The sequence below is a fragment of the Paenarthrobacter sp. TA1.8 genome (assembly GCF_048595705.1).
Lineage (GTDB): Bacteria > Actinomycetota > Actinomycetes > Actinomycetales > Micrococcaceae > Arthrobacter > Arthrobacter nitroguajacolicus.
The window spans coordinates 4,511,591-4,535,238 of sequence record NZ_CP184287.1 but is presented as its reverse complement, the minus strand read 5'-3'; the positions used below and the strand labels follow the sequence as shown (position 1 = coordinate 4,535,238).

Sequence of the window (23,648 nt, the reverse complement as noted above, 5' to 3'; positions counted from 1 at the left end):
CCCTGCACAGGTTTCCCGCAAGGAAGCAGCCGCTGATTGACTCTTGTTCACAGCATTGTCATTCTGCACCCGTCCCTTCACTGGGGCGCCACAGCAAGAGCCCCTGAGCTACCGGATCGTTGCGGTAGCTGAGGGGCTCTTGTGTTGCCTGACCCCGGTCTTTGCCTCCCCTGTCCGGCGAATAGGCTTGGATCATGACTGCTGCTGGCCGCTTCGCCCCGAGCCCCTCTGGCGAACTGCACGTAGGCAACCTGAGGACTGCGGTTCTCGCCTGGCTCTTCGCGAAGTCCACTGGCCGCGATTTCCTGCTGAGAGTTGAGGATCTGGACCGCGCCCGCTCCGGCGCTGAGGCGGAGCAGCTCCGCGATCTGCGGGCCGTCGGCGTCAGTTGGGACGCCGCCGTCGTTCGCCAGACTGAACGCGCGGAGCTGTATGACGAAGCGATTGCGCGTCTGGCGGCAGATGGCCGGACCTATGAATGTTTCTGCACGCGACGGGAAATCCAGGAGGCCCCCTCCGCGCCGCATGCTCCGCAGGGCGCTTATCCGGGAACGTGCCGACGGCTTTCCCATGCCGAGCGTGAGATCCGGCGCACCACGCGTCCCGCCTCCATCCGCTTACGGGCGGAGGTTTCGGAGTGGGCTGTTGAGGACCAGTTGCTCGGTAAATATGCGGGCGTCGTGGACGACTTTGTGCTTCGCCGCAACGACGGCGTGACCGCCTACAATCTCGCGGTGGTGGTTGACGACGCCCAGCAGGGAATTGACCAAGTTGTGCGCGGCGATGACCTCCTCCCATCCACGCCGAGGCAGGCCTATTTGGCGACGCTGCTCGGGTTGCCGATCCCTGAATACGCGCACGTTCCGTTGGTTGTTAACCACGACGGCGTGAGGCTGGCGAAGCGCGACAGGGCCGTCACGCTGGGCGACCTCGCCGCCGTCGGAATTCCTGCAGAACGTGTGCGTGACCTACTGCTGGAGTCTCTTGGACTGCCCTCGGGAACCCTGCAGGCGGCCCTGCCGCACTTCACTCCGCGTCACGTGCCAAAGACGCCTTGGGTGTGGAAAACTCCCCGGGCCTGAACTGTGCACCGCGCAGGGCAAGTGCAGCTTAGTTGAGCTGCGCTGCCGGGACTCCGGCCGCCATTCCCGCCCACAATGTGTCGGTTGTAGCGGTGACCACGTACTCCACTGAATTCCCGTCCAGCTGGCCGCCGGCGGCGAGAAGGGCCGTGCCATGAAGGCTCACAAAGCACACCATGGCCAGGGTTTCGGGGTCGCCGGCGGCCAGGACGCCGGCTTGCTGTGCCTCGGCAATCATTGCCCGGGCAACGTGGATGCCTTGCACGCCGGTGCTTCGCAGCTCTTCGCTGGAATCGGGATGGTGCTTGGTGGAGTACATCACCGTCAGCAGGGCGGGGTGCTCAACCGCGAAGTCCACGTAGGCCTTCCCAACATTGACGAAACGCTCCCGGAGATCTTCGCCTGACTGGGCGGCGTCAAGGATGCGGCGGTTCATCGACTCAAAGCCAGCCAGTGCCACGGCGTCGATCAGGGCTTGCTTGTCGCGGAAGTGCTTGGCCGGCGCGCCGTGGCTGACATTCACATCACGGGCCAGTTGCCGCAAGGAGAGCCCGTCCACGCCAGCTTCTTCGATGGTTTCCATGGCGCGGCCCAAGAGTGCTTCCCGGAGTTTGCCATGGTGGTAGGGCTGGTCAGTCATGACTCCATTCTATGCCAATGTAGTCATTGACAACAAAGTAGACACTGCCTACCATGTAGACAGCGACTACATTAGTCTCCGACCCAATTGATTGGATTCCGCCATGACCATGACATACACAGGCACTACTGCACTCATCACGGGCGCCAGCTCCGGCCTGGGCGCCGAGTTCGCCGGACAATTTGCGGCCCGGGGCTCCAACCTTGTCCTTGTGGCCAGGCGTGCAGACCGTCTGGAAGAGTTGGCTCAGGACCTGCGCGCACGCCACCGCGTCACAGTGACCGTCCTCCCCATGGACCTGGGCCACGCAGGAGTGGGACGCGAGCTCCACGACGAACTGGCCGGCCGCGGAATCACCGTCGACACCTTGATCAACAACGCCGGTTTCGGCACCCACGGTCCTTTGGTCAAGGAAGACCCGGACACCATCGCATCCGAGATTTCCTTGAACGTTGCCGCCCTCGTGGACATCACGCGTGCCTTCCTGCCGGACCTGCTAGCCTCCGGGAAGGGTGCCTTGGTGAACGTCGCCAGCACTGCCGCGTTCCAACCCATCCCCGGCATGGCCGTCTACGGCGCCACCAAGGCCTTCGTCCTGAGCTTCACCGAAGCAGTTGCCCACGAAACCAAAAACACCGGACTCAACGTCCTGGCCCTCTGCCCCGGTGCGACGCGTACAGAGTTCTTTGACGTCCTCGGCGGTGAGTCCGCAGCGGTAGGCAAGATGCAGACCTCTGCACAGGTTGTGGGGACTGCCCTCAAGGCGCTCGATCGCAAGGACACTCCCGGCAGCGTCGTCTCGGGTTGGGCCAACCGTGTTGCAGCCGGGTTCGCCCAGCGTTTGCCACGGGCCATTACCGTCGCCATCGCGGCGCGCGCTGTTCAGGACTCTTAGGACCGGCAGGACTGGTAGGACCGGCAGGGCTTTGCGATTGGAGGGGCGGTGCTGCGGGTCCGGGAACAGCGGATAGCCTGAAGGTGAGGACCGATCCCCGTCGGTCCCTCTTCAAGCCGGAGGCCAGCATGACCGAACCACGCTTTACCGTAGAGACAGCCCAGGTTTTGGCCGAGGTGGCTCACAACCGGCAGAAGGACAAGCTCAAACGTCCTTATCGGGAGCACGTTCTGGCTGTGGGCGACGCGCTCGTCGACTTTGACGAGGATATCCAGATCGCAGGGTACCTTCATGACATCGCCGAGGATACGCCCATCACTCGCCAGGCCCTGCTTGAAATGGGAGTGTCCGAGCGGGCGGTAGACATCATCGAACGCGTCACCCGCCGCTTCCACGACGACCCGGATGATTACGACGCCGGCATCCGTTTCGTTGCGGAGGACCACGACGCAACGTTGGTGAAGATCGCGGACAACGCGCACAATTCACTGCCGGAGAGGGTCAAGGCACTAGCTGAAAAGTGGCCGGACAAGCCGCCGGTAACCCGATACGCCGATGCCCGACCCGTGCTCTACACGGCGGTTCCCCGCGAAGAGGTCCGGATGATCCTGGAGCGGATCAACCCGTACCTGCTTCGGGAACTGGACGAGATCGTTCCCGAGTAGCCCACTCGTTGTGAGGCCCGCTCTGCGCACAATGGGACGGACTTGGGGTGCAAAGCGGGCCCCGCAACGCAGGGGGATGCCTTAGCCCGCGGCGGTTTCCAGCCGCCGGAGGGCTGCTGCCCGACCCTTGTGCCCGCGTCGTTCGTCGTAAGCAATGGACAGGCCCAGGACCAGCATCATTGCCAGCATGCAGATGGGCACGGAGGCGCCGGCGGCGGCCAGGGCAATGCTTGCAGCCAAGCCAAGGACCACCAGCGCGGAACTCAGGAAGTGTTCGCGGTCCAGGCCGAGCATGATGCCGTACAGCGTGCTGAGCGAGACCTTGAAAACAATGATGGGAATGGCGATGGAGGCCACCGCGGCGGCCGCAGGAATGTGGGCTTCGTGGTCAATGTAGTAGGCGGCAACATGCAGTCCAGCCCCGGTGGCGGCAATGGCAGCGAAGATCGGCATATGCCCATAGCCGAACACCCAGGAACGGTGCCGCTGGACGTGAAGTGCCGGACCCGAGGGCAGGATGAAGTAGATCCACCACATGGCGAAGGCCAGCCCGGTGCCACTCAATCCAACCAAGGCCGCATCCATGGACCATTGGTGGGTGGCCACAATGGCACGCAGCGTTTCAATGGCACCAATCAAGCATTCACCCAGGGCGATGATGGCCAAAAGGCCGTACCTCTCCGCGATGTGGTGCGCGTGCCACGGGGTACGGATGTTGCGTTCTGCGAAGTACGGTGCCGCCATCTCCATGATGAACAGCGGAGCTGCCATGAGGAAGGTGGTGAGGACGCTCGCATCGACCAAGAGAACCACCACCCATCCGACTTGGACGATCGCCACGTACTTCGCGTAGCGCAAACAGGTTTCCCGGCGTTCGGGATCCTGGCGGGCTGCGCGCAGCCACTGGAAAATCAGGGCCACCCGCATGACGATGTAGCCGAGCACCATGGTGAAGTTATCCACGTGCTTGCCCTCGATGATGGAGTGGAACACCGGCTCGACGCCCATGGCCAGGATGAGGACACCCACCATCTGCACCATCGTGACTACGCGGAACACCCAGTCGTCGGTGTCGTAGGCGCTGGCGAACCATGTGAAGTTGATCCACGCCCAGATCACCGCGAACATGGCGAAGGAGAAGGCGAGGAGACCTGGCCAGAAGTGCGCTTCCGCCACTGCATGGGCGAACTGGCTGCCGGCAACACCGAAAGCGATGACGAAGGTCAGGTCGAAGAAGAGCTCCAGCGGTGTTGCTGTGCGGTGCTTTTCATGGGGATCACGGCCGCCCATGCGGGACAACGCATGGCGAAGGGGATTCGAGGACATGGCACAAAGATTACCGTTGCCCTTGCCTCCACGCCGAGATCGCCGGAATGCGTCGAGACCCCCTGGAATGTTCCCAGCGAGTCCGCAGCGTTCCGGCGAACTCGAGGAAAATGCAGCCCTACACGCGCCCCAACACGTCGATGTCTTCCAGGAAGTCCTGGTGAACTTCGGCGCTGACGGTGGTCCGGGTATCACCGATCGCGTCGAGGTAGTCCTGGGTGGCCGGTCCTTTAGGTCCGTTGGAAGCAAGACCGGAGCCGCCGTCGTCGTACACTGCTTTTTCCAGGGCCCGCTGGGAGGCGCTGCGGGCAGCGAACTCGATGTCCGCGGGGGAGAACCCCTCGGTGCGCTCAACCAGCTGGGCGATATCGACCGAATCCACCACGGTAGCGGGGATGAATCGCTGCCACATGGCTTCGCGGGCGTGAACGTCGGGGAGCCCGATGGGGATGACGTAGTCGAACCGGCCGTGGCGCAGGAAGGCGGTGTCCAGGGCACGGATGAAGTTGGTGGCACAGACCAGCAGTCGGCCGGGTTGTTCGCGGAAAGCCGGGATGATCTTGAGGAGTTCGTTGGTGACTCCCTGCAGCGGCGACGGCGGATCACCGGCGCGCTGCGACGCGATTTCCTCCACTTCGTCGATGAAGACCACGGCGTGTTCCAGCTCGGCGATTTCCAGGAACGTCTCGCGTAGTGCGCCGGCCAGGCCCTTGGGGTCGGCGGCCAGGCGGGACGGGAAGACTTCCACGAACGGCCACTCAAGCCGGGATGCTATGGCTTTGGCGAAGGTGGTTTTGCCGGTGCCCGGAGGGCCGAAAAGGACTACTGCCCGGGGTGGGACAACGCCGTATTCGTCGGCGAGGTCGGCCTCAGCCAAGGGCAAAACCAGCCGCCGCTCCAGCAACTCCTTCTCGCGGCGCATGCCGGCCACGTTCTCCCACAGGTCCCGGGCAAGGATCCGCCCGCCCAGCAGCCCCAATGCGCCCAGCTCCTGTCGCTGCACGGGGATGGTCCGCTCGAAGTAGCGCAGGTTTTTCTTGACCACGAACCCGCGTCCCAGGAAGGCCTCGACACGTGTTTCGGTCTCCGGCATGAGCGCGGAGAGTTTGTTGAGGCCGTGCGGGGCCATGCGGTTCTCGACGGCGGATAGCAGCGAGGTGCCGATGCCGCGCCCGCGGAACTCCGTCAGGGTGGCCAGGAAAACGATCCAGCCTTGGTCATGGGCGGCGCGTCCGACGGCGGCGCCCACCACCTGGTCACCTTGGACGGCCACCACGGCGTGGTCCTTCTCGCAGGATGCCAAGACCTCGGACAATGCGTAGACGGGCTCCACGCCATCTGCCTTGAGTGACTCCCAGAGGTGCAGGATGCCGTCCAAATCGGACGAGTGGAAGTCCCTGATGCGCCAGTTGCTCATGGCTGTATCTCCTGAGTCTGCTAAGTGAGTCGCCGTTGATCTCTTGGAGTTGAGCATAGGCGAAGCACCGCTACAGGAGGTTGCGGGTCCGTTGCGTTACGAAACCCTACGTCTGGTCCGCCCTACTGAAGTACCCCCTAGTCGACCGGACGCAGCCGCAATCCCTGCATGCCGCCGTCGACCGCCAGCGAAGTCCCCGACGTCGACCCCGATAGCGGGCTCGCCAGGTAAGCGACGGCGCCGGCTACCTCAGCTGGGTCGACCATCCGCCCGTGCGGTTGGCGGGCGTTCAGGGCGTCGCGCTCAGCGGCAGGGTCAGCAGCTGAATCGAGCAACCGGCCAACCCAGGGAGTGTCCACGGTGCCGGGGTTCACGCAGTTCACACGGATCCCCTCGCGGACGTGGTCTGCCGCCATGGCGAGCGTTAACGACAAGACCGCGCCCTTCGACGCCGAGTACAGGGCACGCTGAGGAAGCCCGGCAGTCGCGGCAATGGAACACGTGTTAACGATCGCGGCCGCCGGAGACTCACGCAGGTATGGCAAGGCTGCCCGGCTGACACGGGCGATTCCCACCACATTGACGTTGAGGACACGCAACCACTCGTCGTCGTCGTTCGCCGAAATGTCACCCTGTGCGCCGATGCCGGCGTTGTTGATGACGATGTCCAGGCGGCCGAACTGCTGCACAACGTGCTCGACGGCGGCGCGCACGGAGGCGTCATCGGCCACATTGCACTGCACACCGAAGTGCGGGCTGGTTTCCGGGGCGAGGTCCAGGACCGCCACCTCCGCACCGCCGGCGGCGAGACGGTCGGCGATCGCTGCCCCGATTCCGGAGGCGCCGCCGGTGACGAGTGCCGTGAGGCCTTCGAAATCGTTCCCCGCTCGGGTTGCCATGGCCTAAGCGTTGATGTGGGCGGGAGCGGGTGAGCCGTGGTGAGCGCCGGCTTGCGCGGGGAAGTACTCCTGCCGTTGGCGGCCCAGTCCCTCAATCTCCAGCTCCACCACGTCCCCGGGCTGGATGAAGGGGAATCTGCCGGACAGTGCCACGCCCTCGGGAGTGCCCGTGATGATCACATCGCCCGGCTCCAGGACCATGAACTGGCTGAGGTGGTGGACGATCGTGGCGGGGCCGAAGATCATGTCCGAGGTATTGGAGTCTTGCCGGCCTTCGCCATTGACCAAAGTCTGCAGGCGAAGGTTGCCGGCATCGATGTCCGAGGCCGGAACCAGCCACGGACCCAGGGGAGTTGAGCCGGGGAGGGACTTGCCCTTGGTCCACTGTCCCGCAGCGCCGGGGATCTGGTACTCGCGCTCGGAGAGATCGTTGGCCACGGCATAACCGGCGATGCATGCTTCGGCTTCAGAAGTGGAGGAAAGGTATGACGCTTCCTTGCCGATCACGATTGCCAGTTCCACTTCCCAGTCGTACTTTTCCGACGACGGCGGGATGGGGGCTGCGTCGAACGGCCCGGCGATAGTGTTGGTCGGCTTGAGGAACACCACGGGAACCTCGGGCGGCGTAGCACCGGATTCGGCGGCGTGCGCGGTGTAGTTGAGTCCGATGGCCACCACGGCGCCGGGGCGGGCAACGGGTGCGCCGATGCGCAGGCCTTCCGGTGAGATTTCGGGGAGCTCCCCTTTGTCCAGGGCTTCCCGGGTGCGATCAATGCCGTCCGAGGCGAGGAAACCGCCGTCGATGTCGTTGGTCAGGGCCGTAAGGCTGAAGTACTTCTCGGTGCCGTCGGCGTCCTGGGCAATGACGGCCGGTTGTTCGTTTCCGGCCGTACCCAGCCTGGCGAATTTCAAGGTCATGGCTTCCTCCGTGCGTTCGGGACTAACATCCGAGCTCTAGTGTGGTGTTTTCACCCATAATACGGAAATGTGACCCATTGACAAGGCAGACGTCGGATGTTTAGGCTCGGTGGAGAATCGTGACGCACTTCAGGAGCCGCATGAGCACCATCACCGCAATGGATACGTTCGATATCCGCTTTCCAACATCCCTTGAACTGGACGGCTCGGATGCCATGAATCCGGACCCGGACTATTCGGCCGCGTACCTGATCATCCGCACGGATGCCGGGGACGGGCATGAGGGTCACGGCTTTGTGTTCACCATCGGGCGGGGGAACGAGGTGGAGACGGCGGCGATCGAGGCCCTCCGTGGGCACGTTCTTGGCCGCACGGTTGAGGACCTGCTGGCTGACATGGGGGCCACGTGGAAACTGCTGGCCCATGACTCGCAGCTCCGGTGGCTGGGTCCCGAGAAAGGCGTCATGCACATGGCTATCGGCGCCGTCGTCAATGCACTTTGGGATTTGAAGGCCAAACGCGCAGGGCTGCCCCTCTGGGAATTGCTCGCCGGCATGACGCCCGATGAGCTCGTAGCACTCGTCGACTTCCGCTACCTCACGGATGCGCTCACCCCGGACGAAGCCCTGGAAATCCTCCGTGCCGCCGAGCCTGGTCGGGAAGCGCGCAAAGAGGCACTCCGCGCCGAGGGCTACCCCGCGTACACCACGACGCCGGGCTGGCTGGGTTACAGCGACGAGAAACTGACGCGGCTGGCCAAGGAAGCCGTGGCGGACGGATTTGCCCAGATCAAGCTCAAGGTGGGGGCGTCCCTGGATGACGACATCCGCCGCGTGCGGGCCGCCCGTGCTGCCGTTGGTCCCGACGTCAGAATCGCGGTGGATGCCAACCAACGCTGGGATGTGCAGGAAGCCATCGACTGGATGGCCCACCTTGCCCCCTACGACATCGCCTGGCTTGAGGAACCCACCAGCCCGGACGACATCCTGGGCCATGCTGCCATCGCCCGGGGAGTGGCGCCCATCCCTGTGGCCACCGGCGAACACGTCCAAAACCGGGTGGTGTTCAAACAGATGCTCCAGGCTGGTTCACTTCAAGTCCTGCAGATTGACGCGGCCCGGGTAGCGGGAGTGAACGAGAACATCGCCATCCTCCTTCTCGCTGCCAAGTTCGGTGTGAGGGTTTGTCCGCATGCCGGTGGTGTCGGTCTGTGTGAAGCAGTCCAGCACCTGTCCATGTTCGACTTCATTGCGGTGTCCGGGACCAAGGAGAACAGGACCATCGAGTTCGTGGACCACCTCCATGAACACTTCATCACACCTGTGGACGTCCACGACGGCGCGTATTGGCCGCCGTCGGATCCTGGCGCAGGAAACGAAATGCTCAGTGAAACACTGGCCGCGTACAGCTTTCCGAACGGCCCCGTATGGAAGGAATCCCGTTGATCCAGCACGCACCTTGGTTTGAAGAGGCACGTTTTGGGATGTTCGTTCACTGGGGCATCTACGCCCTGCCTGCCCGGCACGAGTGGGTGATGAACCAGGAAGAAATCACTGTGGAGGAGTACTCCAAGTACTTCCGCCGCTTTGACCCGGACCTCTACGATCCCCTTGAATGGGCACGCGCCGCAAAGGACGCCGGGATGAAGTACGTGGTCCTCACCACCAAGCACCATGACGGCTTCTGCCTGTGGGACTCGGCGCTGACGGATTACAAAGCCACCAACACGCCCGCCGGCCGCGACCTGATAGCGCCTTATGTGGAAGCACTCCGGGCCGAGGGGCTGAAGGTCGGCTTCTATCATTCGCTCATCGACTGGCACCACCCCGACTTCACCGTGGACGGCGTACACCCGCAACGGAACGCGGCCGACGTCGAAAGTTTGAACGCCGGACGCGACATGGCGCGCTACCGCGAGTACCTGCACGGCCAAGTGCGTGAACTCCTGAGCAACTACGGCACCATCGATTACCTGTTCTTCGACTTCTCCTACACAGGTGGGCACGAAGAAGACTTCTGGGGCGGCAAGGGCCGTAAAGACTGGGATTCGGAGGCGTTGCTCGCCATGGTGCGGGAACTGCAGCCCGGCATTGTGGTGAATGACCGGTTGGAGATCCCCGGAGACTTTGTCACTCCGGAGCAGTACCAGCCCGCCGGCCCCATAATGGTCGACGGCGAACCCATCACCTGGGAGGCCTGCCAGACCCTCAACGGTAGTTGGGGTTATGACAGGGACAACCTGAACTACAAATCCGTGGACCTACTCATTCGGATGCTCGTGGACGGCGTGTCCAAGGGCGGCAACCTGCTGCTCAACGTTGGCCCCACGGGTAGGGGAAACCTCGATCCGCGGGCGGTGACGTCCTTGAAGGGCATCGGCGAGTGGATGAAGCTGCACTCCCGCGCCATCTACGGGACGGGGGCTTCCCGGTTCACGGCACCGGCGGACGCCCGGTACACGCAGCGTGGAGACAGGCTCTATGTTCACTTGTTCGCCTGGCCGTTCGAGTACGTGCACCTCCCGGACCTCGCCGGGAAGGTCGAATACGCGCAGTTGCTGAACGACGCGTCCGAGGTGTTCGCCAAAGAGGTAGACCCCGGGCAACAGGCCATGAATATGACCCAGGGAGGCCAACCGCCCGGCACCTTGACCATCAAGCTGCCTGTCCAGCGGCCGAACGTTGCCGTCCCGGTGCTGGAACTGTTCCTGACGCCCGAGGCCGTGAATGGTTGAACGCTTCGCCCTGCACACGAAGCTCAGGAATGGTTGAACTTTTGGAGGTCCAGGACGATTACTCGGGGGAGGATGCGGGTATCCAGAAGGTATGGGAGCTGCCATGAACTCACTTGAACTGGGCAAACTGGGCAAACTGGGCTTCGGTGGAGCGGGCATCGGGAACCTTTACCGGGCGATCCCGGACGGGGAGGCGCTCGCCACCGTGCTGGCTGCTTGGGACGCGGGCATCCGCTACTTCGACACCGCGCCCCATTACGGCCTGGGCTTCTCCGAGCAGAGATTGGGCGCCGTCCTCCGTGATAAACCCCGGGACGAATTCGTCATCTCCACGAAGGTGGGCAGGCTACTCCAACCCAATCCCAGTGGCGGCCAGGACCCGGAAGGTTTCGACGTCCCCGCGACGTCACGGCGCGTGTGGGATTTCTCCGAAGCAGGCATCCGGCGCAGCATCGAGGATTCCTTGGAGCGGCTCGGCTTGGGCCATGTGGACATCGCATACCTGCACGATCCCGACGTCCACGATCTTCAGGCAGGAATCTCCCAAGGCCTTCCTGCACTCGAGAAGCTGCGCTCCGAGGGAGTCGTCCGGGCAATCGGAGTGGGCATCAACTCCGCCGAGGCAGCCTTGGAATGTATTGAAGCCGCCGATCTCGATCTTGTGATGCTCGCCGGCCGCTACACCCTGCTTGAGCAGCCCAGCGTGCCGCTGCTTGACCGCTGTGTGGAGCGAAGCACCGGCGTCGTAAGCGTGGGCGCCTACAACTCGGGCCTCCTGGCCCGACCCGACGTTCCGGAAAACGCGCACTACAACTACGATCAAGCACCGCCGGATGTGTTGGAGCGTGCGCGTGCGCTCGCGGCCATCTGCCGGGACTTCGGCGTTGAACTTCCGACGGCGGCACTCCAGTTTCCTTTGCGGCACCCGGCCGTCGTGAACGTGACAGCCGGGGCGACTTCCCCTGAACAGGTGACCGTGAACGCTGCCCGAATGGAGGCAACCGTGCCGGAAGAACTGTGGAACGCGTTGGAGGCGGCCAGGCATGATTGATTCGCACCTGCACCTGTGGACCCTGGATACCTTCGTCACCGGCGGTGTGCGCCACTATCCGTGGCTTGGACCGCAACACGGTGCGCTCTTCCGCAGCTTTGGCGAGGACGAGGCGCGTGAGACGTTGGACGCTGCCGGGGTGAGGGGAGCCGTCCTGGTGCAGGCCGACGACACCGTTGACGACACCGGGAGCATGTTGGCCGTCGCCGCGCGAAATTCCTGGGTGCTCGGAGTAGTGGGCTGGATTAGCTTGGACGCGCCCGCAGAAGCTGAGGAACAGTTGCATCGCTTCACAGCGCATCCCGCCTTCAAAGGAGTGCGGCACTTGGTGCATGACGATCCCAGGGGTGACTTTTTGGATCTTCCCGCTGTTAGGGAGTCACTGGCGTTGGTGGCTCGGCGCGGGCTCACCTTCGACATCCCGGACGCGTTCCCCCGGCATCTGGGGTCCGCGGTTCGGTTGGCCCGCGAGATGCCGGAACTGACGGTTGTGTTGGACCACCTGGGTAAGCCGCCGCTGGCTGATCCTGAGCTCATGGATTCGTGGAGCGCCGATTTCCGGGCGCTCGGGCGGGAGCCGAACTCGGTGGCGAAACTGTCCGGACTGCATTTGCCGGGTGTTGAGTACACCCCGGACGCGTTGCGACCTCTGTTCGAGTCAGCGTTGGAGGCTTTCGGGCCGGAGCGTTTGATGATCGGCTGCGACTGGCCAGTGAGTACCTTGGGCGCCCCCTATGGCCGCACGCTCGATGTCCTGCTGGAACTCGTGTCTACCTTGAGTCCCTCGGAGCAGGACCTGGTGCTTGAGGAGACGGCCATCCGGACCTACGGCCTGGCGGTTACTCCTATCGCCGAAGGTTAGAGCGCCTGCCGCAGCCAGTTCTCGACGCCGCTGATGTGCACGGTGACAAGGGCCCGCACCAGTTCTGCGTCGCCCCGCTCCAAGGCATCGGCGATGGCTTGGTGCTCGGCCAGGGTGTGCGCCACAGCTTTTTCCTGCGTCAGGCCACGCCAGATCCGGGCTCGCACCGTGCTGCTGGACAGGGCTTCCAGGAGGCTCCCCAAGTAATCATTTCCGGCAGCCTCGGTGATGATGCTGTGGAACTCCAGGTCATGGGCCACGAGCTCCTCGACGTCAGTGTTCTCGTCTATGCCCTCCATTGTGTTTCTCAGGGCAAGGAGTTCGTCCGGCGTGATTTTGCCCGCCGCCAAGTGTGCCGTGGCCGGCTCCAGGATTCGTCGGACCTCAAAGAGTTCCAGGATGGACCGGTCCTGGTGCAGGTCCACCACAAAGGCCACGGCTTCGTTGAGCAGCTTCGCATCGAGGCTGGTCACGTAGGTGCCATCACCACGGCGAACATCCAGCACGCGGATCAACTCGAGGGCTTTCACGGCCTCGCGCAACGAACTCCGGGAAAGACCGAGCCGTTCGCTCAGTTCCTTTTCCGGCGGGAGTCGATCGCCGGCCTTGAGTTCGCCGCGGATCAGCATGTCTTTGATCTTGCTGATCGCCTCGTCTGTGACAGCCATGGACCAATAGTAGCCACGATTGATCGGATGTCTGTCTCCGCCGCGTCCTCACCCAACTGAGTCGCAGTTAAGCGCGTTTTGAGCCTTGTAAACGCGCTTAACTGCGACCTACTTGGGGGCGTTAACCGACGACGGCGGCACCTGGGTTCCGATTGTTACGGAACCCGGGTGCCGCCGTCGTGATTTAGCGGTTGTTACTTGATGCCTACTTGTCGCCGCCGGGCAGCGGGCGGTTGGCAATCACCGGGGCGCTGCCGGTGTAGCCGTCGCGGGTGGCAGCAAGCTCATGAATTTGCTTGCGGCACAGGAACCAGCCCCAGACCATGAGTCCGCAGGCAATCGCGGTGACCAGCATGGTCAACGGGGATTCGATGAACACCATGATCAGCACGGCCGCCAGGAAGATCAAGGACAACCAACCTGTGTAGGGGGCGCCAAACATCCGGAAGGACGGGCGCTTCAGCCATCCCTTGTCGGCCCAGCGTTTGAGTTGCATCTGGCACAGGACGATGGTGGCCCAGGTGACGATGATGCCCACGGAAGCGACGTTCAGGACGATCTCGAAAGCGTCGGCCGGAACGAGGTAGTTGAGCGGAACTCCCAGGAGGGAAACGCCGGCGGTAATGGCGATGCCACCGTAGGGGACGCCGGCCTTGTTCATGCGCTGGGCGAACTTCGGGGCCGAGCCGGCTACCGACATGGAACGGAGGATGCGGCCTGTGGAGTAGAGCCCGGCGTTCAGTGAAGACAGTGCTGCAGTGAGCACCACAAGGTTCATGATGACGTCCACACCCTCCACACCGATGGAACCGAAGAACGTCACGAACGGGCTGACGCCCTTCTCGTAAGAGGTGTACGGCAAGAGGAGAGCCAGCAGAATCACCGAGCCAACGTAGAAGAGGGCGATGCGGATGACCACGGAGTTGATGGCCTTGGGCATGATCTTCTCAGGGTTGGCAGTTTCGCCGGCTGCGGTGCCGATGAGTTCAATCGATGCGTAAGCGAAGAGCACACCCTGCATGAGGATGATCATGGGGAGGACGCCGTTGGGGAAGACCCCGCCGTTGTCTGCGATGAGGCTGAAGCCGACTTCCTGGCCCTCCACCGGGGTGCCGAAGATGACGAAGTAGGTGCCCACCAGGAGGAAGGCCACCAGTGCTGCCACCTTGATCAGCGCGAACCAGAACTCCATTTCACCGAAGACCTTCACGGAGACCAGGTTGAGGCACAGCACTACAACCAGCGCAATGAGCGCCCACGCCCACTGCGGAACGGCACCTATCCAGGCGACGTATTTGCCGAAGAACTCCATGTAGAGCGCCGCTGCGGTGATGTCCACGATGGTGGTGGTGGCCCAGTTGATCCAGTAGAACCAGCCCGAAACGAAGGCTGCCTTTTCGCCGTAGAACTCACGGGCGTAGGAAACGAAGGATCCCGACGACGGGCGGTGCAGAACCAGTTCACCGAGTGCGCGGAGGATCAAGAAAGCGAAGAAGCCACAGATTGCGTAGGCGATAACGAGGGAGGGGCCGGCTGCGTTGAGTCGGCCGCCGGCGCCCAGGAACAGTCCGGTGCCGATTGCGCCGCCGATCGCGATCATCTGGATCTGGCGGGGCTTGAGGTCCTTGTGGTAGCCGGAGTCCTCCTTGTGGAGGGCTTTCTCGCTGGCGTGCGCTTGGGCCGGGACCGTGTGGTCCGTGATGGGATTGGTCATTGGAATCCTTAGGGGTGTCCTGTTGGGGGTGTCCTGGGCGCGTCCGGTCGGGGATCCGGGCACGCAGAACAAAGCCTCGTGTGGGTGTGCCTCATGGGCGGGACGACTGGGGGGGCGCGTTTTCAGGCCGGTTGCGGCCTATTTGCTGAGATTTGCCAGACGTTCAGGGCTTAGCAGTTCCTCAAGCTGGGCGGCGGTCAGGAGACCGTGCTCCAACACGAGTTCCGCTACGCCCTTGCCCGTTGCCAGCGCTTCCTGGGCGATGGCGGTGGCGGAGGCGTAACCGATATGGGGGTTCAATGCCGTGACGAGACCGATCGACTGCTCCACGGTAAGCCGTAGCCGTTCGGTGTTTGCAGTAATGCCCCGGACGCAGCGCGCCGTAAGGGTGCGGCACGCTGCTTCCAGGTGGGAGATGCTCTTGTGCAGGCTGTGCACAATGATCGGTTCGAAGGCGTTCAGCTGAAGCTGGCCAGCCTCCGCGGCCATGGTGACGGTGACATCGTTGCCGATGACTTCGTAAGCCACCTGGCTGACCACTTCCGGGATCACCGGATTGATCTTGCCGGGCATGATCGACGAACCGGACTGCACGGCCGGAAGGTTGATCTCGCCCAAACCCGCACGCGGTCCGGAGGACAGCAGGCGGAGGTCGTTACAAATCTTGGAGAGTTTCACTGCCACGCGCTTCAGCACCCCGGACAGGTGAACAAACGCGCCCACATCCTGCGTTGCCTCGATGAGGTCAGCGGCAGTGAGGAGGGGAAGTCCGGTGATTTCGGCCAGGTGGCGGCAGGCAGCTTCGGCGTAGCCGGCGGGGGCGTTCAAGCCGGTGCCAATAGCCGTGGCACCAAGGTTGATTTCGTGGATCAGCATGTGGGACTCGTCCAGACGGGCCCGGTCCTCGCCGATGGTCACGGCGTAACCGCCAAACTCCTGGCCGAGGGTCATGGGAACGGCGTCCTGCAGCTGCGTGCGTCCCATCTTCACCACGGTCCGGAACTCCCGGCCCTTCTCAGCGAAGGCCAGCTCGAGTTCTTCGAGGGCTTCCAGTAGTTCCTTCACGGAGAAGATCGTGGCGAGGTTCACCGCCGTCGGGTAGACGTCGTTGGTGGACTGGCTCAGGTTCACGTGGTCATTCGGGTGCAGCTTGGAGTAGTCGCCCTTGGGGTGGCCCAGGATCTCCAGCGCACGGTTGGCAATGACCTCGTTGGCGTTCATGTTGGAACTGGTGCCGGCGCCGCCCTGGATCACGTCCACCATGAACTGCTCGTGGAGCATGCCGTCCATGATGTCCTGGCAAGCCTGCACAATGGCATCCGCCTTCTCGGCATCCAGCAGGCCAAGCTCGTGGTTGGTGCGGGCCGCGGCCTGCTTCACAGCGGCCAGACCCCTGACGAGGTGCTTGTTGGTGGAGAGCGGCTGCCCGGTGATGGGGAAGTTCTCCATGGCGCGGAGGGTGTGGACGCCCCAGTAGGCATCCGCGGGTACATCGCGGTCGCCCAAAAGGTCGTGTTCGGAACGGAGGGGGATCGCCTGATCGACGGTGGTCATAGCTGTCCTTGGTTTAGTTGCTGAAAATTTGGGCTGCGCGGAGCTCGCCGACCGGAAGGCCGCCGCCCAGCACGGGTGGGCTCTGAAGCGTGTCCAAGCTGCCGCCGTCGACGCCCAACTTGCGGAGGACCTCAACGGTGACGGGCATGCGGGCGCGATCGCCGCCGTCGGAAATCTTCACTGCCACGCCGGTGCCGTTCGGGAGGCCGACAAGCTGGAGTCCCTCAAAGCCGTCCTTCGCGAGGAGTCCCGGGACCGCCCGCATGAGCGCGGTGACGTCGCGGCCTACGCCGGCCACCATCTGCGGGTAGCGGCGCATGGCGTGGGCAACTTTGCCCTCGTCGGTGCTTTCGTCGGCAGCGGCGATGCGGCCGTAAGCGCGCGCCATACCGTGAAGCGAGTGTGCGAACAGCGGAGTGCCGCAGCCGTCAGTGCTGACTGCGGCAGCTTCCTCGCCGGTCAGTTCCGTGATGGTGTCGCGGACCAGGACCTGAAGCGGGTGCTCGGGGTGCAAGTACCCCTCCACAGGCCAGCCGTTGATGACGCAAACTGCGGTCATGGAAGCGTGCTTGCCGGAGCAGTTCTGCGCAATTTGGGTGGGGCTGTTGCCTTGGCGTAGCCACTCTTCACGTTCAGCGACGCCGTAAGGGAGGTCCGTGCTGTTACCCAGGGCCGCTTCGGTGAGGCCGTGCAGCTTCAGGATCTCGGCGGCACCATCGCGGTGCATCTGCGCGCCGGAGTGGCTGGCAGCGGTCAGCGCCAGGAGGTCCTGGGGGATGTCCAAACCGGCCTTGAGCAGAGCAACAGCCTGCAGCGGCTTCAGGCTGGAGCGCGGGTACATGGGGGCATCCGGTTCGCCGGCTTGGATTGCGGTGGCGCCATCTGCGCTGAGGGCGATCAGCGAGCCGTAATGGATGCTTTCGACCAGGCCGTCGCGGGTTACCTCTACGAGCGGGACGTGGTTCGGCGCTTTTTTCTCGTGGGCCTGGGCCGGTGCTTCGGGGGCGGGCATGGTGGCAGTGTCCTTTGGGTGTGTCATTTGCTGAGGATCGTGTCCAGCGCCACGCTGACGGCCTGCAGGTGGGCGGCCATCGCTTTGCTTGCGGCTTCGGAGTCGCCGGCTTCGATTGCGTTGAGCACGGCGACGTGTTCCTCGTCAGAGCGGTGTTGCCGGTCTGCCACGAGGTTCAAGGTTTCGGACTGGTGGGCCAGGGCTTCACGTATATCCGAGACGACGCTGGCAAACACCCGGTTTCCGCTGGCACGGGCCACGGCTGAGTGGAAGCTGGCGTCCAGGTTCACCCAGGCTTCGGGATCGTTCTCCGTGAGCATCTCCTGGACGATGTCCTTGAGGTGCTCCAGCTCTTCCTCTGTCCTTCTTTGGGCCGCGAGGCCGGCCGCCGGGATCTCGATGTGCGGGCGGGCTTCGTTAAGATCACGCGCACTGTACTGACCCAAGGTAAGGTCATTAGCAACCTTGTTGGCCACAATGAATGTGCCTTTGCCGGTCTTGGTTACGGTAAGGCCCAAGGTGTTGCAGGACCTCAACGCTTCCCTGATGACTGAGCGGCTTACGCCGTACTGACCCGCCAGCGTCGCTTCGGAGCTCAGCTTGGTGCCGATATCGAACTGGCCGCCCTCGATGGCGCGTCGCAGTGCCGCAAAGACCGCTTCAGCTGCGGAAATGCGCGAGATGGGCGTATGCCCACCCTGGGGTCCTTGCTGTCCGGCTGTCCGGCTGTCTGACAGGTTCACGTTTCGAATATGGCACGGGTCACAAGTGCCTGTCAACGCTGAAAGGTTTGCTTCAGGCTTTGGCGTCTTTGGGCCTATCGGGGGCGGCCCGCACAATGGACCATGCTCTTCTCCAAAAAGTCACTCACTGAGGACGGGTTCACCGGATTCCGGCCGCTCGACGAACTCGATCCCATGAGGATTCCCCAAGGACCTGGGATCTTCGCAATCCTCCGTCCCGCGGATTTCGAGCCCTCATTCCTCAGCAAGAGCACTGCCGGCACGTTCAAGAAGAAGGACCCCAACCTCAAACGTGAAGACCTGGAGTCCGAATGGATTCCCGATGCTTCTGTGCTGTACATCGGCAAAGCCAGCGCAGGGAGCCAAGGCAATAGGGGGCTCCGCAAGCAGCTCCAAGAGTTCATGGATTACGGCCGTGGACGACCCACCGTCGTCTGGGACGCCCGGCTCATCTGGCAACTCCGCGACGCCCTTGACCTGATCGTTGCATGGAAGGAACTCCCCGCCTCCGAAGTAAACGCCGCCGAGGCCGCCTACCACGCTGACTTTGTTGCCGCCTATGGCCGTCTTCCATTCGCCAACCGGGTTCAGGCCCGCTCCAAGAAGTAGTGCATAACGTACGACGCCGGTACTCAGCTTGCGCCGTCGGCCTGCCGCTGGCCTGGATTCCGGCGCATAATGGCACCCATGACGGACCTTGTCTCCCCTGGAAGCAAACCTCATGGATCCCGCATCACTGTGGAGGTGCCCGTCGTACGCGTCGGTTCCGGATCCTCGGACTATGAGGGTCTCAACCGCTTTGTCGACTCCTTGCGGAAGCCCCAGGGCTTGCACATGACATTGCTGCACGTTGGGATCCTGGACGAGCTGGGAAGGGACATCGTGGCATGGACCAAGGGATTCTCTCCTCCGGAGAAAGTGCTCCCCGAAATCTCCAGTTGGTTGACGGAGTTGCCTGTCCTGCAGGGCTTCCTCGGGAAGTCGGACAAGTTGATTCCTTTGGGCGGTGGGCGCCTTATGGGGCTCGAAGTGGACGTGCCACAGGAGGTTCACGACTACCAAGCACTCTTGGTGCAAGGGCTGCACGTACTTCTTGACGACCTCGGCCTCGACAACATCGACGACTTCATCCTGAGCTCGCCCGCACTTGGTTACAAGTCACCCCGATGGTTGCCGCACATCGCAGTTGGGAAAGCCCGGACCAGGCACGAGCCTGCGATGGAGATCGCGCCTGTGGCCTTGGAATTCGGCGACTCTCGGATCCGCAACCGGGAGGCGCTCCCTTCCCCAGGGTGACTGCGGTTGCACTGATTGACGCGCGAGAAGTTCTACAGCCAGTAAAATATGGCGTGTCTCCCGTTTTCTACCTGAGGACTTCCATGCAGCCCCGCACTTTGTTCCGTACCGTTGCTTTTGCCGAGGCCGTGACATGGACGATGCTATTGATCGGACTGTTCCTTAAGTACGTCACGCGAACCACAGACGTCGGTGTGAGCATCGCCGGAGGTATCCACGGGTTCGTGTTCCTTTGCTACGCCGCGACGGCCGCGTTCACGTGGATCAACCAGAAGTGGACAACCCGCACCGGTCTTCTAGCCATCGCTTCGGCCGTGATCCCGTATGCCACTATCCCCATGGAGAAGTCGCTGGACCGTCGTGGTCTCCTCACCGGTGATTGGCGCTTGGCCGCTGGGGGAGATTCGCCCCAAGGCGGCTTCGAAAAGGCCCAGGCTTGGGTCCTGCGGAACCCGATTCTTGCTGTTGTGGTGACTCTCGTGGCCGTGGGCGCAGTGTTTAGCTTCCTGCTGTTCATGGGTCCTCCAGGTACCTGGTTCTCCTAGGCTTCAGCAGGCGAAAAGCATCAGTTCTTAGAAACTGATGCTTTTCTTCACTTAAGGCGAAGGATCCCTGACTCCATGGGCCGCCACCACCCACTTTGAATCGTGGGTGGTCTCGAGGCACCGTCTTTTTGGTGTGTCGCCAGGACGCGGCAATCAAAGTGGGTGGTGGCGGTACGTGGCGCCGTCCGTCTATCTGCTCTCCGCGCCGGGGCAGCCCCAGGAGTTGGGGTTTTCCTGGCAGGTGTCGGCGACGAGTGCTTTTTCTGTTTTCCAGACCTGGATGGTTTTGGCGGGTGTGGTGATGTCCAGGGTTCCGTTGATGGGTAGTGGTGGTCCGTTGTTGACGGAGTAGGTGCCGGTGAAGCTGGTGGTGAGGGTGGCTTGGTAGTTGCCGGTGTCTGTGTAGGTGTGGCTGGTGCGTGTCTCGTTGTTGAGCCATTCGGCTTCGGGGATGGAGTATCCGGCGGCGGGTGTTGGTCCGAGGACGGTGCCGTCGCCGAAGGTGTAGGTGTAGTTGGCGGGTGTGGCGGTCAGGTGGACTGTTTGGCCGAGGATGGTGACGTCGAAGCCTTGTTCTCCGGTGATGGCGTAGAAGTTGGTGGGTCCGCCTTTGAGGGTGTGGGGGAAGGGCTGGGCTTCCAAGGTTCCCGGGTTCACGGGAAGTTGTCGGAAGTCGGTGAGGATCCTGGCGGCGATGTTGGCCAGGACGTTCTCGGGCTCGGCATCGTAGAGGCAAGTGGGTCCGCTGACGGCTGGGTAGTCGGTCCATGTGGGATTGGTGATGGACTTTGGTGCCTGTCGCCAGATGACAGGTGTGCCTTCTTCGCCTCCCGGTGTCTTGGCCGGGCATTCCATCGTGAGGCAACCCCTATCGGGAGTGTCCGTTCCACCTGATCGGCAGTGCACGTCAGCCATGTACTGATTTGGATCCTCCGAACCTGCAGTGCTGCCTTCAACAAACGGTGTAAAACTGCCGGTGGCAGGGTCCTTGATCCACTGGGTTCCCGTCAGTTTCAGCCCGTTATCGACGTATCCGATGTCTATCTTTGGGTCCTTGGCAACGGCTATACCGCAATGGATGGACATCAAAATGAAGGTGGAGGCTAACAGAGCGGCAGCGATACGCTTGGGATTCTGCATCGGCTAGCGGAGAAGACCAAGGTCGATCAGTAACCAACGCTGATCCTCGAACGTCAGCGCTGCCCTACTTGCCGAGTTCGTTGCGGCTGTCGGCTCTTGATAAAGCGATCCATCTGGCGTCCGAATTTCGATCGGTTCCTGGATGACCTGCACTGCGGCGACTTGGGTGGACACTGTCGGATCAAAGTCAGCCTCAACGCTCGTCGATCTGATTGTGGCCCCGGCGATCCATCGCCCCTCTTGCCAACCGCTCTCGACTCCTCTACGCATCGACGTGCATAAGGCGCACGTCGACCTACTAAGTGGCATCAGTTGCTCAGTCTGCCCGGTCTCGTAGCTGTAGCTCAACTGGGCGTACCAGTACCCAATAAACGCCTCCAGCCCCGCCTTCGAGTTCTCCTTCGCCAGCTCCGGCATCACCGGAACAGGTACGTTCTGGGCCTTACCCTTAGCGTCGGCGGGCTTGTAAACCGCAGGAGAAACGGGAGAACCCGAAGCCGAGGGAACCGAAACGCTCGCGGTGGACGACGCCGTCGTCGAACTTGTTTCTGAAGGTGGGCCGCCAGGCGCCGAGCCACCCTGACAACTGCTCAGAAGCAGCGCAGCGGTCAGAGTCAAAACCGCCGTTCGGACGCGAACGCAAGAAAAAGAAGCAAACGAATGGCGTGACATGACAGGCTCCCCAGCAGCTGTTTGGCGGTGTGCCGGTCAGTCTAGGCGGGGGACGGGTAACCATTCATGTCAGAAAACGCTGCCTGTGGATAAGTGTCAGGCGCGGCCACTCACAAACCACTACCCCCGAAGCTTCTCCATATCCCGGCGGTCCTTCTTGGTGGGTCGCCCGGCGCCGCGGTCACGCTGGGGGAGACCGAGCTTTGGAGCAACGGGACGCGGGGGAGTGTGGTCGGTGAAGCAGTGGGAAGCGGCTTCGGCACCCACACGCTTGGCGATGAGTCGCCGGACTTCGAGGATCCGTTCCCAGCCGGACTCGCGGACCCGGATGGTGTCGCCGATGATCACGCTCTGCGACGCCTTGACAGGGTTTCCGTTGATGCGGATGTGCCCGGCACGGCAGGCAGCGGTGGCGGCCGAGCGGGTCTTGTAGGCGCGGATCGCCCAAAGCCAGGCGTCGACGCGGACATTTGCCGGGGATGATGACGGGATACTCATGGTTGGGAAGAGTCTAACCGGGCCTCGCAAGAGCCGCGAGACCGCCGGAAACGTGCGCGTACACGGGGAAGCTACCGAACACGCCGCAACGCTCCGGCGATCACGCAGCGTTCCGGCGATCTCGGCGAGGCGGGGCCAGCGTTCCAGCGATCTCGGCGGGCCGGGCCGGGCCGTGCCGGGCCGGGCGTCGCCGGAGGCCGGAACCGAAAGAACCTACCGCACCGTCACCTCGACTACCTGCGCCATGTTGTTCCCGATGCCCTGGTAGTTCCACACCTGCTCGGTGGGCTGCAGCGCACCCGACGAATCCATCGCACGGCACCTCAGCACGTGCTCGCCGGGGCTCGCGACCCACACCATGGACCACGAACGCCAAGCAAAGTCGCCCAGCGCCGGTTCCAGGTGCGCCGGCATCCATTCGCCGTCGATTCCTACCTCAACGCGCTCCACCTCGCCGTGCCCGGACCATGCGCGCCCGTGTAGCATCACGGGACCGGCGTCCACCACGCGCCGCCGGGTGTAGAAGTCCGGGATTCCCGGCGGAATCATGAGGGAGCGGACGCGAATATGGCTCACGGGTATGCCTGGGCCGTCAGGACCTTGAAGGTAGTGGTAAGCGACGGCCTGCTGGAACCCCATGAACCGCGACTTCACGGCCTCGATCGACGTCAACCACTTCACACTCGCCATGCCGTACCAACCCGGAACCAGCAGCCTGAGCGGGAACCCGTGCTGGATGGGCAAAGGGTTGCCGTTCATGGCGTAGACAAGCATGACTTCGGGATGCATCGCTTCTGCCACTGAAAGGCTGCGTGCATAAGGCTCTTCGACGCCACCTTGGATGCCGTTGTCGGCGCCGGTAAAAACAAGTTCGACGGCGTCACTCGCCAAACCTGCTTCCTCCAGCAAGGGCGCCAACGGGGTGCCGGTCCACTCGGCTGTGCCCACGGCACCCAGAACCCACGGTTGGCTGACGGGACGGGGTTGCAGAAGGGACCGGCCGTTGCCTGCGCATTCAAGGGTGACAGGCATGGTGACGGCGGGCCGGGCTTTGATGTCCTCAAGACTCAACTCAAGGCTCCGATTAACGGCACCACCCAGGCGTAGTCGCCATCTCTCCGCGGAAACGTGCGGGATATCGAAGTGGATCAGCAGGTAGTGAAGGCCGGCCGGCGTGATGTCGTCGTGCAGGGCCTCAAGTGGCATGGAGTGATTTCGCCCGGAGAGCTGCAGTTCTTCGTGGGTCAGTGGACCTTGGGTCGGCTGACCGGGGTTGGCGGCTTTCGTTGCTCTTTGCTTGAGATGGTGTTTGGACAT

24 protein-coding genes are annotated in these 23,648 nt (G+C 62.9%); 10 read left to right on the top strand and 14 right to left on the bottom strand.

Annotation, left to right across the window (positions count from 1 at the left end; translation table 11 throughout):
• Positions 1–194 precede the first annotated feature (194 nt).
• Positions 195–1,082, top strand: a complete 888-nt coding sequence (gluQRS, locus tag ACNAOT_RS21080) for a tRNA glutamyl-Q(34) synthetase GluQRS (RefSeq protein ID WP_420179265.1) — start codon at positions 195–197, stop codon at positions 1,080–1,082.
• Between the two features lie 28 nt (positions 1,083–1,110).
• On the opposite strand, the gene ACNAOT_RS21075 is transcribed toward gluQRS, so the two are convergent.
• Complete coding sequence (locus tag ACNAOT_RS21075; RefSeq protein WP_091463557.1) at positions 1,111–1,722, bottom strand: TetR/AcrR family transcriptional regulator; 612 nt, start codon at positions 1,720–1,722, stop codon at positions 1,111–1,113.
• A 103-nt stretch (positions 1,723–1,825) separates the two neighbouring features.
• Here ACNAOT_RS21075 and ACNAOT_RS21070 point away from each other — a divergent pair, with 103 nt between their 5' ends.
• Both ACNAOT_RS21070 and ACNAOT_RS21065 read left to right on the top strand, forming a co-directional pair.
• Positions 1,826–2,617: an SDR family NAD(P)-dependent oxidoreductase gene (locus ACNAOT_RS21070; protein ID WP_420179264.1), complete on the top strand. Its 792-nt coding sequence runs from the start codon at positions 1,826–1,828 to the stop codon at positions 2,615–2,617.
• 128 nt (positions 2,618–2,745) lie between these two features.
• A complete protein-coding gene (locus tag ACNAOT_RS21065) occupies positions 2,746–3,282 on the top strand; it encodes a phosphohydrolase (RefSeq protein WP_420179263.1) in 537 nt (178 codons plus the stop codon).
• An 81-nt stretch (positions 3,283–3,363) separates the two neighbouring features.
• Here the strand turns inward: ACNAOT_RS21065 and ACNAOT_RS21060 are convergent, their stop codons facing one another.
• The 4 genes from ACNAOT_RS21060 to ACNAOT_RS21045 form a co-directional block, all read right to left on the bottom strand.
• Complete coding sequence (locus ACNAOT_RS21060; RefSeq protein WP_420179262.1) at positions 3,364–4,608, bottom strand: low temperature requirement protein A; 1,245 nt, start codon at positions 4,606–4,608, stop codon at positions 3,364–3,366.
• A 118-nt stretch (positions 4,609–4,726) separates the two neighbouring features.
• Positions 4,727–6,025, bottom strand: a complete 1,299-nt coding sequence (locus ACNAOT_RS21055; RefSeq protein WP_420179261.1) for an ATP-binding protein — start codon at positions 6,023–6,025, stop codon at positions 4,727–4,729.
• 137 nt (positions 6,026–6,162) lie between these two features.
• Entirely contained in the window at positions 6,163–6,924 is a 762-nt protein-coding gene (locus tag ACNAOT_RS21050; protein WP_420179260.1) for an SDR family NAD(P)-dependent oxidoreductase, read from the bottom strand.
• A 3-nt stretch (positions 6,925–6,927) separates the two neighbouring features.
• Positions 6,928–7,842, bottom strand: a complete 915-nt coding sequence (locus tag ACNAOT_RS21045) for a fumarylacetoacetate hydrolase family protein (protein WP_420179259.1) — start codon at positions 7,840–7,842, stop codon at positions 6,928–6,930.
• A gap of 140 nt (positions 7,843–7,982) precedes the next feature.
• Between ACNAOT_RS21045 and ACNAOT_RS21040 the strand changes: the two genes are divergently transcribed.
• The 4 genes from ACNAOT_RS21040 (at position 7,983) to ACNAOT_RS21025 (ending at position 12,489) form a co-directional block, all read left to right on the top strand.
• On the top strand, positions 7,983–9,287 hold the full coding sequence (locus ACNAOT_RS21040; RefSeq protein WP_420179258.1) for an L-fuconate dehydratase: 1,305 nt from the start codon (positions 7,983–7,985) through the stop codon (positions 9,285–9,287).
• Positions 9,284–10,576 carry an alpha-L-fucosidase gene (locus tag ACNAOT_RS21035; protein ID WP_420179257.1) on the top strand — a complete coding sequence of 431 codons (1,293 nt, stop codon included), beginning with the start codon at positions 9,284–9,286 and terminating at the stop codon, positions 10,574–10,576. The genes ACNAOT_RS21040 and ACNAOT_RS21035 overlap by 4 nt, the downstream gene beginning before the upstream one ends.
• A gap of 103 nt (positions 10,577–10,679) precedes the next feature.
• Positions 10,680–11,627, top strand: a complete 948-nt coding sequence (locus tag ACNAOT_RS21030) for an aldo/keto reductase (RefSeq protein WP_420179256.1) — start codon at positions 10,680–10,682, stop codon at positions 11,625–11,627.
• On the top strand, positions 11,620–12,489 hold the full coding sequence (locus ACNAOT_RS21025) for an amidohydrolase family protein (protein WP_420179255.1): 870 nt from the start codon (positions 11,620–11,622) through the stop codon (positions 12,487–12,489). The genes ACNAOT_RS21030 and ACNAOT_RS21025 overlap by 8 nt, the downstream gene beginning before the upstream one ends.
• On the opposite strand, the gene ACNAOT_RS21020 is transcribed toward ACNAOT_RS21025, so the two are convergent.
• The 5 genes from ACNAOT_RS21020 to ACNAOT_RS21000 form a co-directional block, all read right to left on the bottom strand.
• A complete protein-coding gene (locus ACNAOT_RS21020; RefSeq protein ID WP_420179254.1) occupies positions 12,486–13,157 on the bottom strand; it encodes a FadR/GntR family transcriptional regulator in 672 nt (223 codons plus the stop codon). The genes ACNAOT_RS21025 and ACNAOT_RS21020 overlap by 4 nt on opposite strands.
• Positions 13,158–13,362: 205 nt before the next feature.
• The gene (locus ACNAOT_RS21015; protein ID WP_091463511.1) at positions 13,363–14,871 is read right to left on the bottom strand and encodes an amino acid permease; all 1,509 of its coding nucleotides are present in this window, start codon (positions 14,869–14,871) and stop codon (positions 13,363–13,365) included.
• A 138-nt stretch (positions 14,872–15,009) separates the two neighbouring features.
• Entirely contained in the window at positions 15,010–16,425 is a 1,416-nt protein-coding gene (gene aspA / locus ACNAOT_RS21010; RefSeq protein ID WP_091463509.1) for an aspartate ammonia-lyase, read from the bottom strand.
• A 13-nt stretch (positions 16,426–16,438) separates the two neighbouring features.
• Positions 16,439–17,464, bottom strand: coding sequence for an asparaginase (locus ACNAOT_RS21005; RefSeq protein WP_420179253.1), 1,026 nt, complete (start codon positions 17,462–17,464; stop codon positions 16,439–16,441).
• A complete protein-coding gene (locus ACNAOT_RS21000) occupies positions 17,461–18,180 on the bottom strand; it encodes a FadR/GntR family transcriptional regulator (RefSeq protein WP_014923019.1) in 720 nt (239 codons plus the stop codon). The genes ACNAOT_RS21005 and ACNAOT_RS21000 overlap by 4 nt, the downstream gene beginning before the upstream one ends.
• A gap of 102 nt (positions 18,181–18,282) precedes the next feature.
• Here ACNAOT_RS21000 and ACNAOT_RS20995 point away from each other — a divergent pair, with 102 nt between their 5' ends.
• The 3 genes from ACNAOT_RS20995 (at position 18,283) to ACNAOT_RS20985 (ending at position 20,021) form a co-directional block, all read left to right on the top strand.
• On the top strand, positions 18,283–18,789 hold the full coding sequence (locus ACNAOT_RS20995; protein WP_420179252.1) for a hypothetical protein: 507 nt from the start codon (positions 18,283–18,285) through the stop codon (positions 18,787–18,789).
• A 78-nt stretch (positions 18,790–18,867) separates the two neighbouring features.
• Positions 18,868–19,476, top strand: coding sequence for a hypothetical protein (locus ACNAOT_RS20990; RefSeq protein ID WP_420179251.1), 609 nt, complete (start codon positions 18,868–18,870; stop codon positions 19,474–19,476).
• A gap of 83 nt (positions 19,477–19,559) precedes the next feature.
• Positions 19,560–20,021, top strand: coding sequence for a DUF3817 domain-containing protein (locus tag ACNAOT_RS20985; protein ID WP_420179250.1), 462 nt, complete (start codon positions 19,560–19,562; stop codon positions 20,019–20,021).
• A gap of 189 nt (positions 20,022–20,210) precedes the next feature.
• Here ACNAOT_RS20985 and ACNAOT_RS20980 read toward each other — a convergent pair whose 3' ends face one another.
• The 4 genes from ACNAOT_RS20980 to ACNAOT_RS20965 form a co-directional block, all read right to left on the bottom strand.
• Positions 20,211–21,107: a PKD domain-containing protein gene (locus ACNAOT_RS20980; RefSeq protein ID WP_420179249.1), complete on the bottom strand. Its 897-nt coding sequence runs from the start codon at positions 21,105–21,107 to the stop codon at positions 20,211–20,213.
• Between the two features lie 57 nt (positions 21,108–21,164).
• A complete protein-coding gene (locus tag ACNAOT_RS20975) occupies positions 21,165–21,578 on the bottom strand; it encodes a DUF6318 family protein (RefSeq protein ID WP_420179248.1) in 414 nt (137 codons plus the stop codon).
• Positions 21,579–21,953: 375 nt separating this feature from the next.
• The gene (locus ACNAOT_RS20970) at positions 21,954–22,331 is read right to left on the bottom strand and encodes an RNA-binding S4 domain-containing protein (RefSeq protein ID WP_018779945.1); all 378 of its coding nucleotides are present in this window, start codon (positions 22,329–22,331) and stop codon (positions 21,954–21,956) included.
• Between the two features lie 213 nt (positions 22,332–22,544).
• Positions 22,545–23,648, bottom strand: coding sequence for a sulfite oxidase (locus ACNAOT_RS20965; protein WP_420179247.1), 1,104 nt, complete (start codon positions 23,646–23,648; stop codon positions 22,545–22,547).

Bases quoted from the DNA above. Each gene is read 5' to 3' on its own strand.
- ACNAOT_RS20990 (WP_420179251.1), top strand. From the start codon at position 18,868: ATGACGGACCTTGTCTCCCCTGGAAGCAAACCTCATGGATCCCGCATC.
- ACNAOT_RS21005 (WP_420179253.1), bottom strand. From the start codon at position 17,464: ATGACACACCCAAAGGACACTGCCACCATGCCCGCCCCCGAAGCACCG.
- ACNAOT_RS21055 (WP_420179261.1), bottom strand. From the start codon at position 6,025: ATGAGCAACTGGCGCATCAGGGACTTCCACTCGTCCGATTTGGACGGC.
- ACNAOT_RS21060 (WP_420179262.1), bottom strand. From the start codon at position 4,608: ATGTCCTCGAATCCCCTTCGCCATGCGTTGTCCCGCATGGGCGGCCGT.
- ACNAOT_RS20980 (WP_420179249.1), bottom strand. From the start codon at position 21,107: ATGTCCATCCATTGCGGTATAGCCGTTGCCAAGGACCCAAAGATAGAC.
- ACNAOT_RS21050 (WP_420179260.1), bottom strand. From the start codon at position 6,924: ATGGCAACCCGAGCGGGGAACGATTTCGAAGGCCTCACGGCACTCGTC.
- gluQRS (WP_420179265.1), top strand. From the start codon at position 195: ATGACTGCTGCTGGCCGCTTCGCCCCGAGCCCCTCTGGCGAACTGCAC.
- ACNAOT_RS20985 (WP_420179250.1), top strand. From the start codon at position 19,560: ATGCAGCCCCGCACTTTGTTCCGTACCGTTGCTTTTGCCGAGGCCGTG.
- aspA (WP_091463509.1), bottom strand. From the start codon at position 16,425: ATGACCACCGTCGATCAGGCGATCCCCCTCCGTTCCGAACACGACCTT.
- ACNAOT_RS21040 (WP_420179258.1), top strand. From the start codon at position 7,983: ATGAGCACCATCACCGCAATGGATACGTTCGATATCCGCTTTCCAACA.
- ACNAOT_RS21045 (WP_420179259.1), bottom strand. From the start codon at position 7,842: ATGACCTTGAAATTCGCCAGGCTGGGTACGGCCGGAAACGAACAACCG.
- ACNAOT_RS20965 (WP_420179247.1), bottom strand. From the start codon at position 23,648: ATGTCCAAACACCATCTCAAGCAAAGAGCAACGAAAGCCGCCAACCCC.
- ACNAOT_RS20995 (WP_420179252.1), top strand. From the start codon at position 18,283: ATGCTCTTCTCCAAAAAGTCACTCACTGAGGACGGGTTCACCGGATTC.
- ACNAOT_RS20970 (WP_018779945.1), bottom strand. From the start codon at position 22,331: ATGAGTATCCCGTCATCATCCCCGGCAAATGTCCGCGTCGACGCCTGG.
- ACNAOT_RS21025 (WP_420179255.1), top strand. From the start codon at position 11,620: ATGATTGATTCGCACCTGCACCTGTGGACCCTGGATACCTTCGTCACC.
- ACNAOT_RS21020 (WP_420179254.1), bottom strand. From the start codon at position 13,157: ATGGCTGTCACAGACGAGGCGATCAGCAAGATCAAAGACATGCTGATC.
- ACNAOT_RS21030 (WP_420179256.1), top strand. From the start codon at position 10,680: ATGAACTCACTTGAACTGGGCAAACTGGGCAAACTGGGCTTCGGTGGA.
- ACNAOT_RS21070 (WP_420179264.1), top strand. From the start codon at position 1,826: ATGACCATGACATACACAGGCACTACTGCACTCATCACGGGCGCCAGC.
- ACNAOT_RS21015 (WP_091463511.1), bottom strand. From the start codon at position 14,871: ATGACCAATCCCATCACGGACCACACGGTCCCGGCCCAAGCGCACGCC.
- ACNAOT_RS20975 (WP_420179248.1), bottom strand. From the start codon at position 21,578: ATGCCGGAGCTGGCGAAGGAGAACTCGAAGGCGGGGCTGGAGGCGTTT.
- ACNAOT_RS21075 (WP_091463557.1), bottom strand. From the start codon at position 1,722: ATGACTGACCAGCCCTACCACCATGGCAAACTCCGGGAAGCACTCTTG.
- ACNAOT_RS21065 (WP_420179263.1), top strand. From the start codon at position 2,746: ATGACCGAACCACGCTTTACCGTAGAGACAGCCCAGGTTTTGGCCGAG.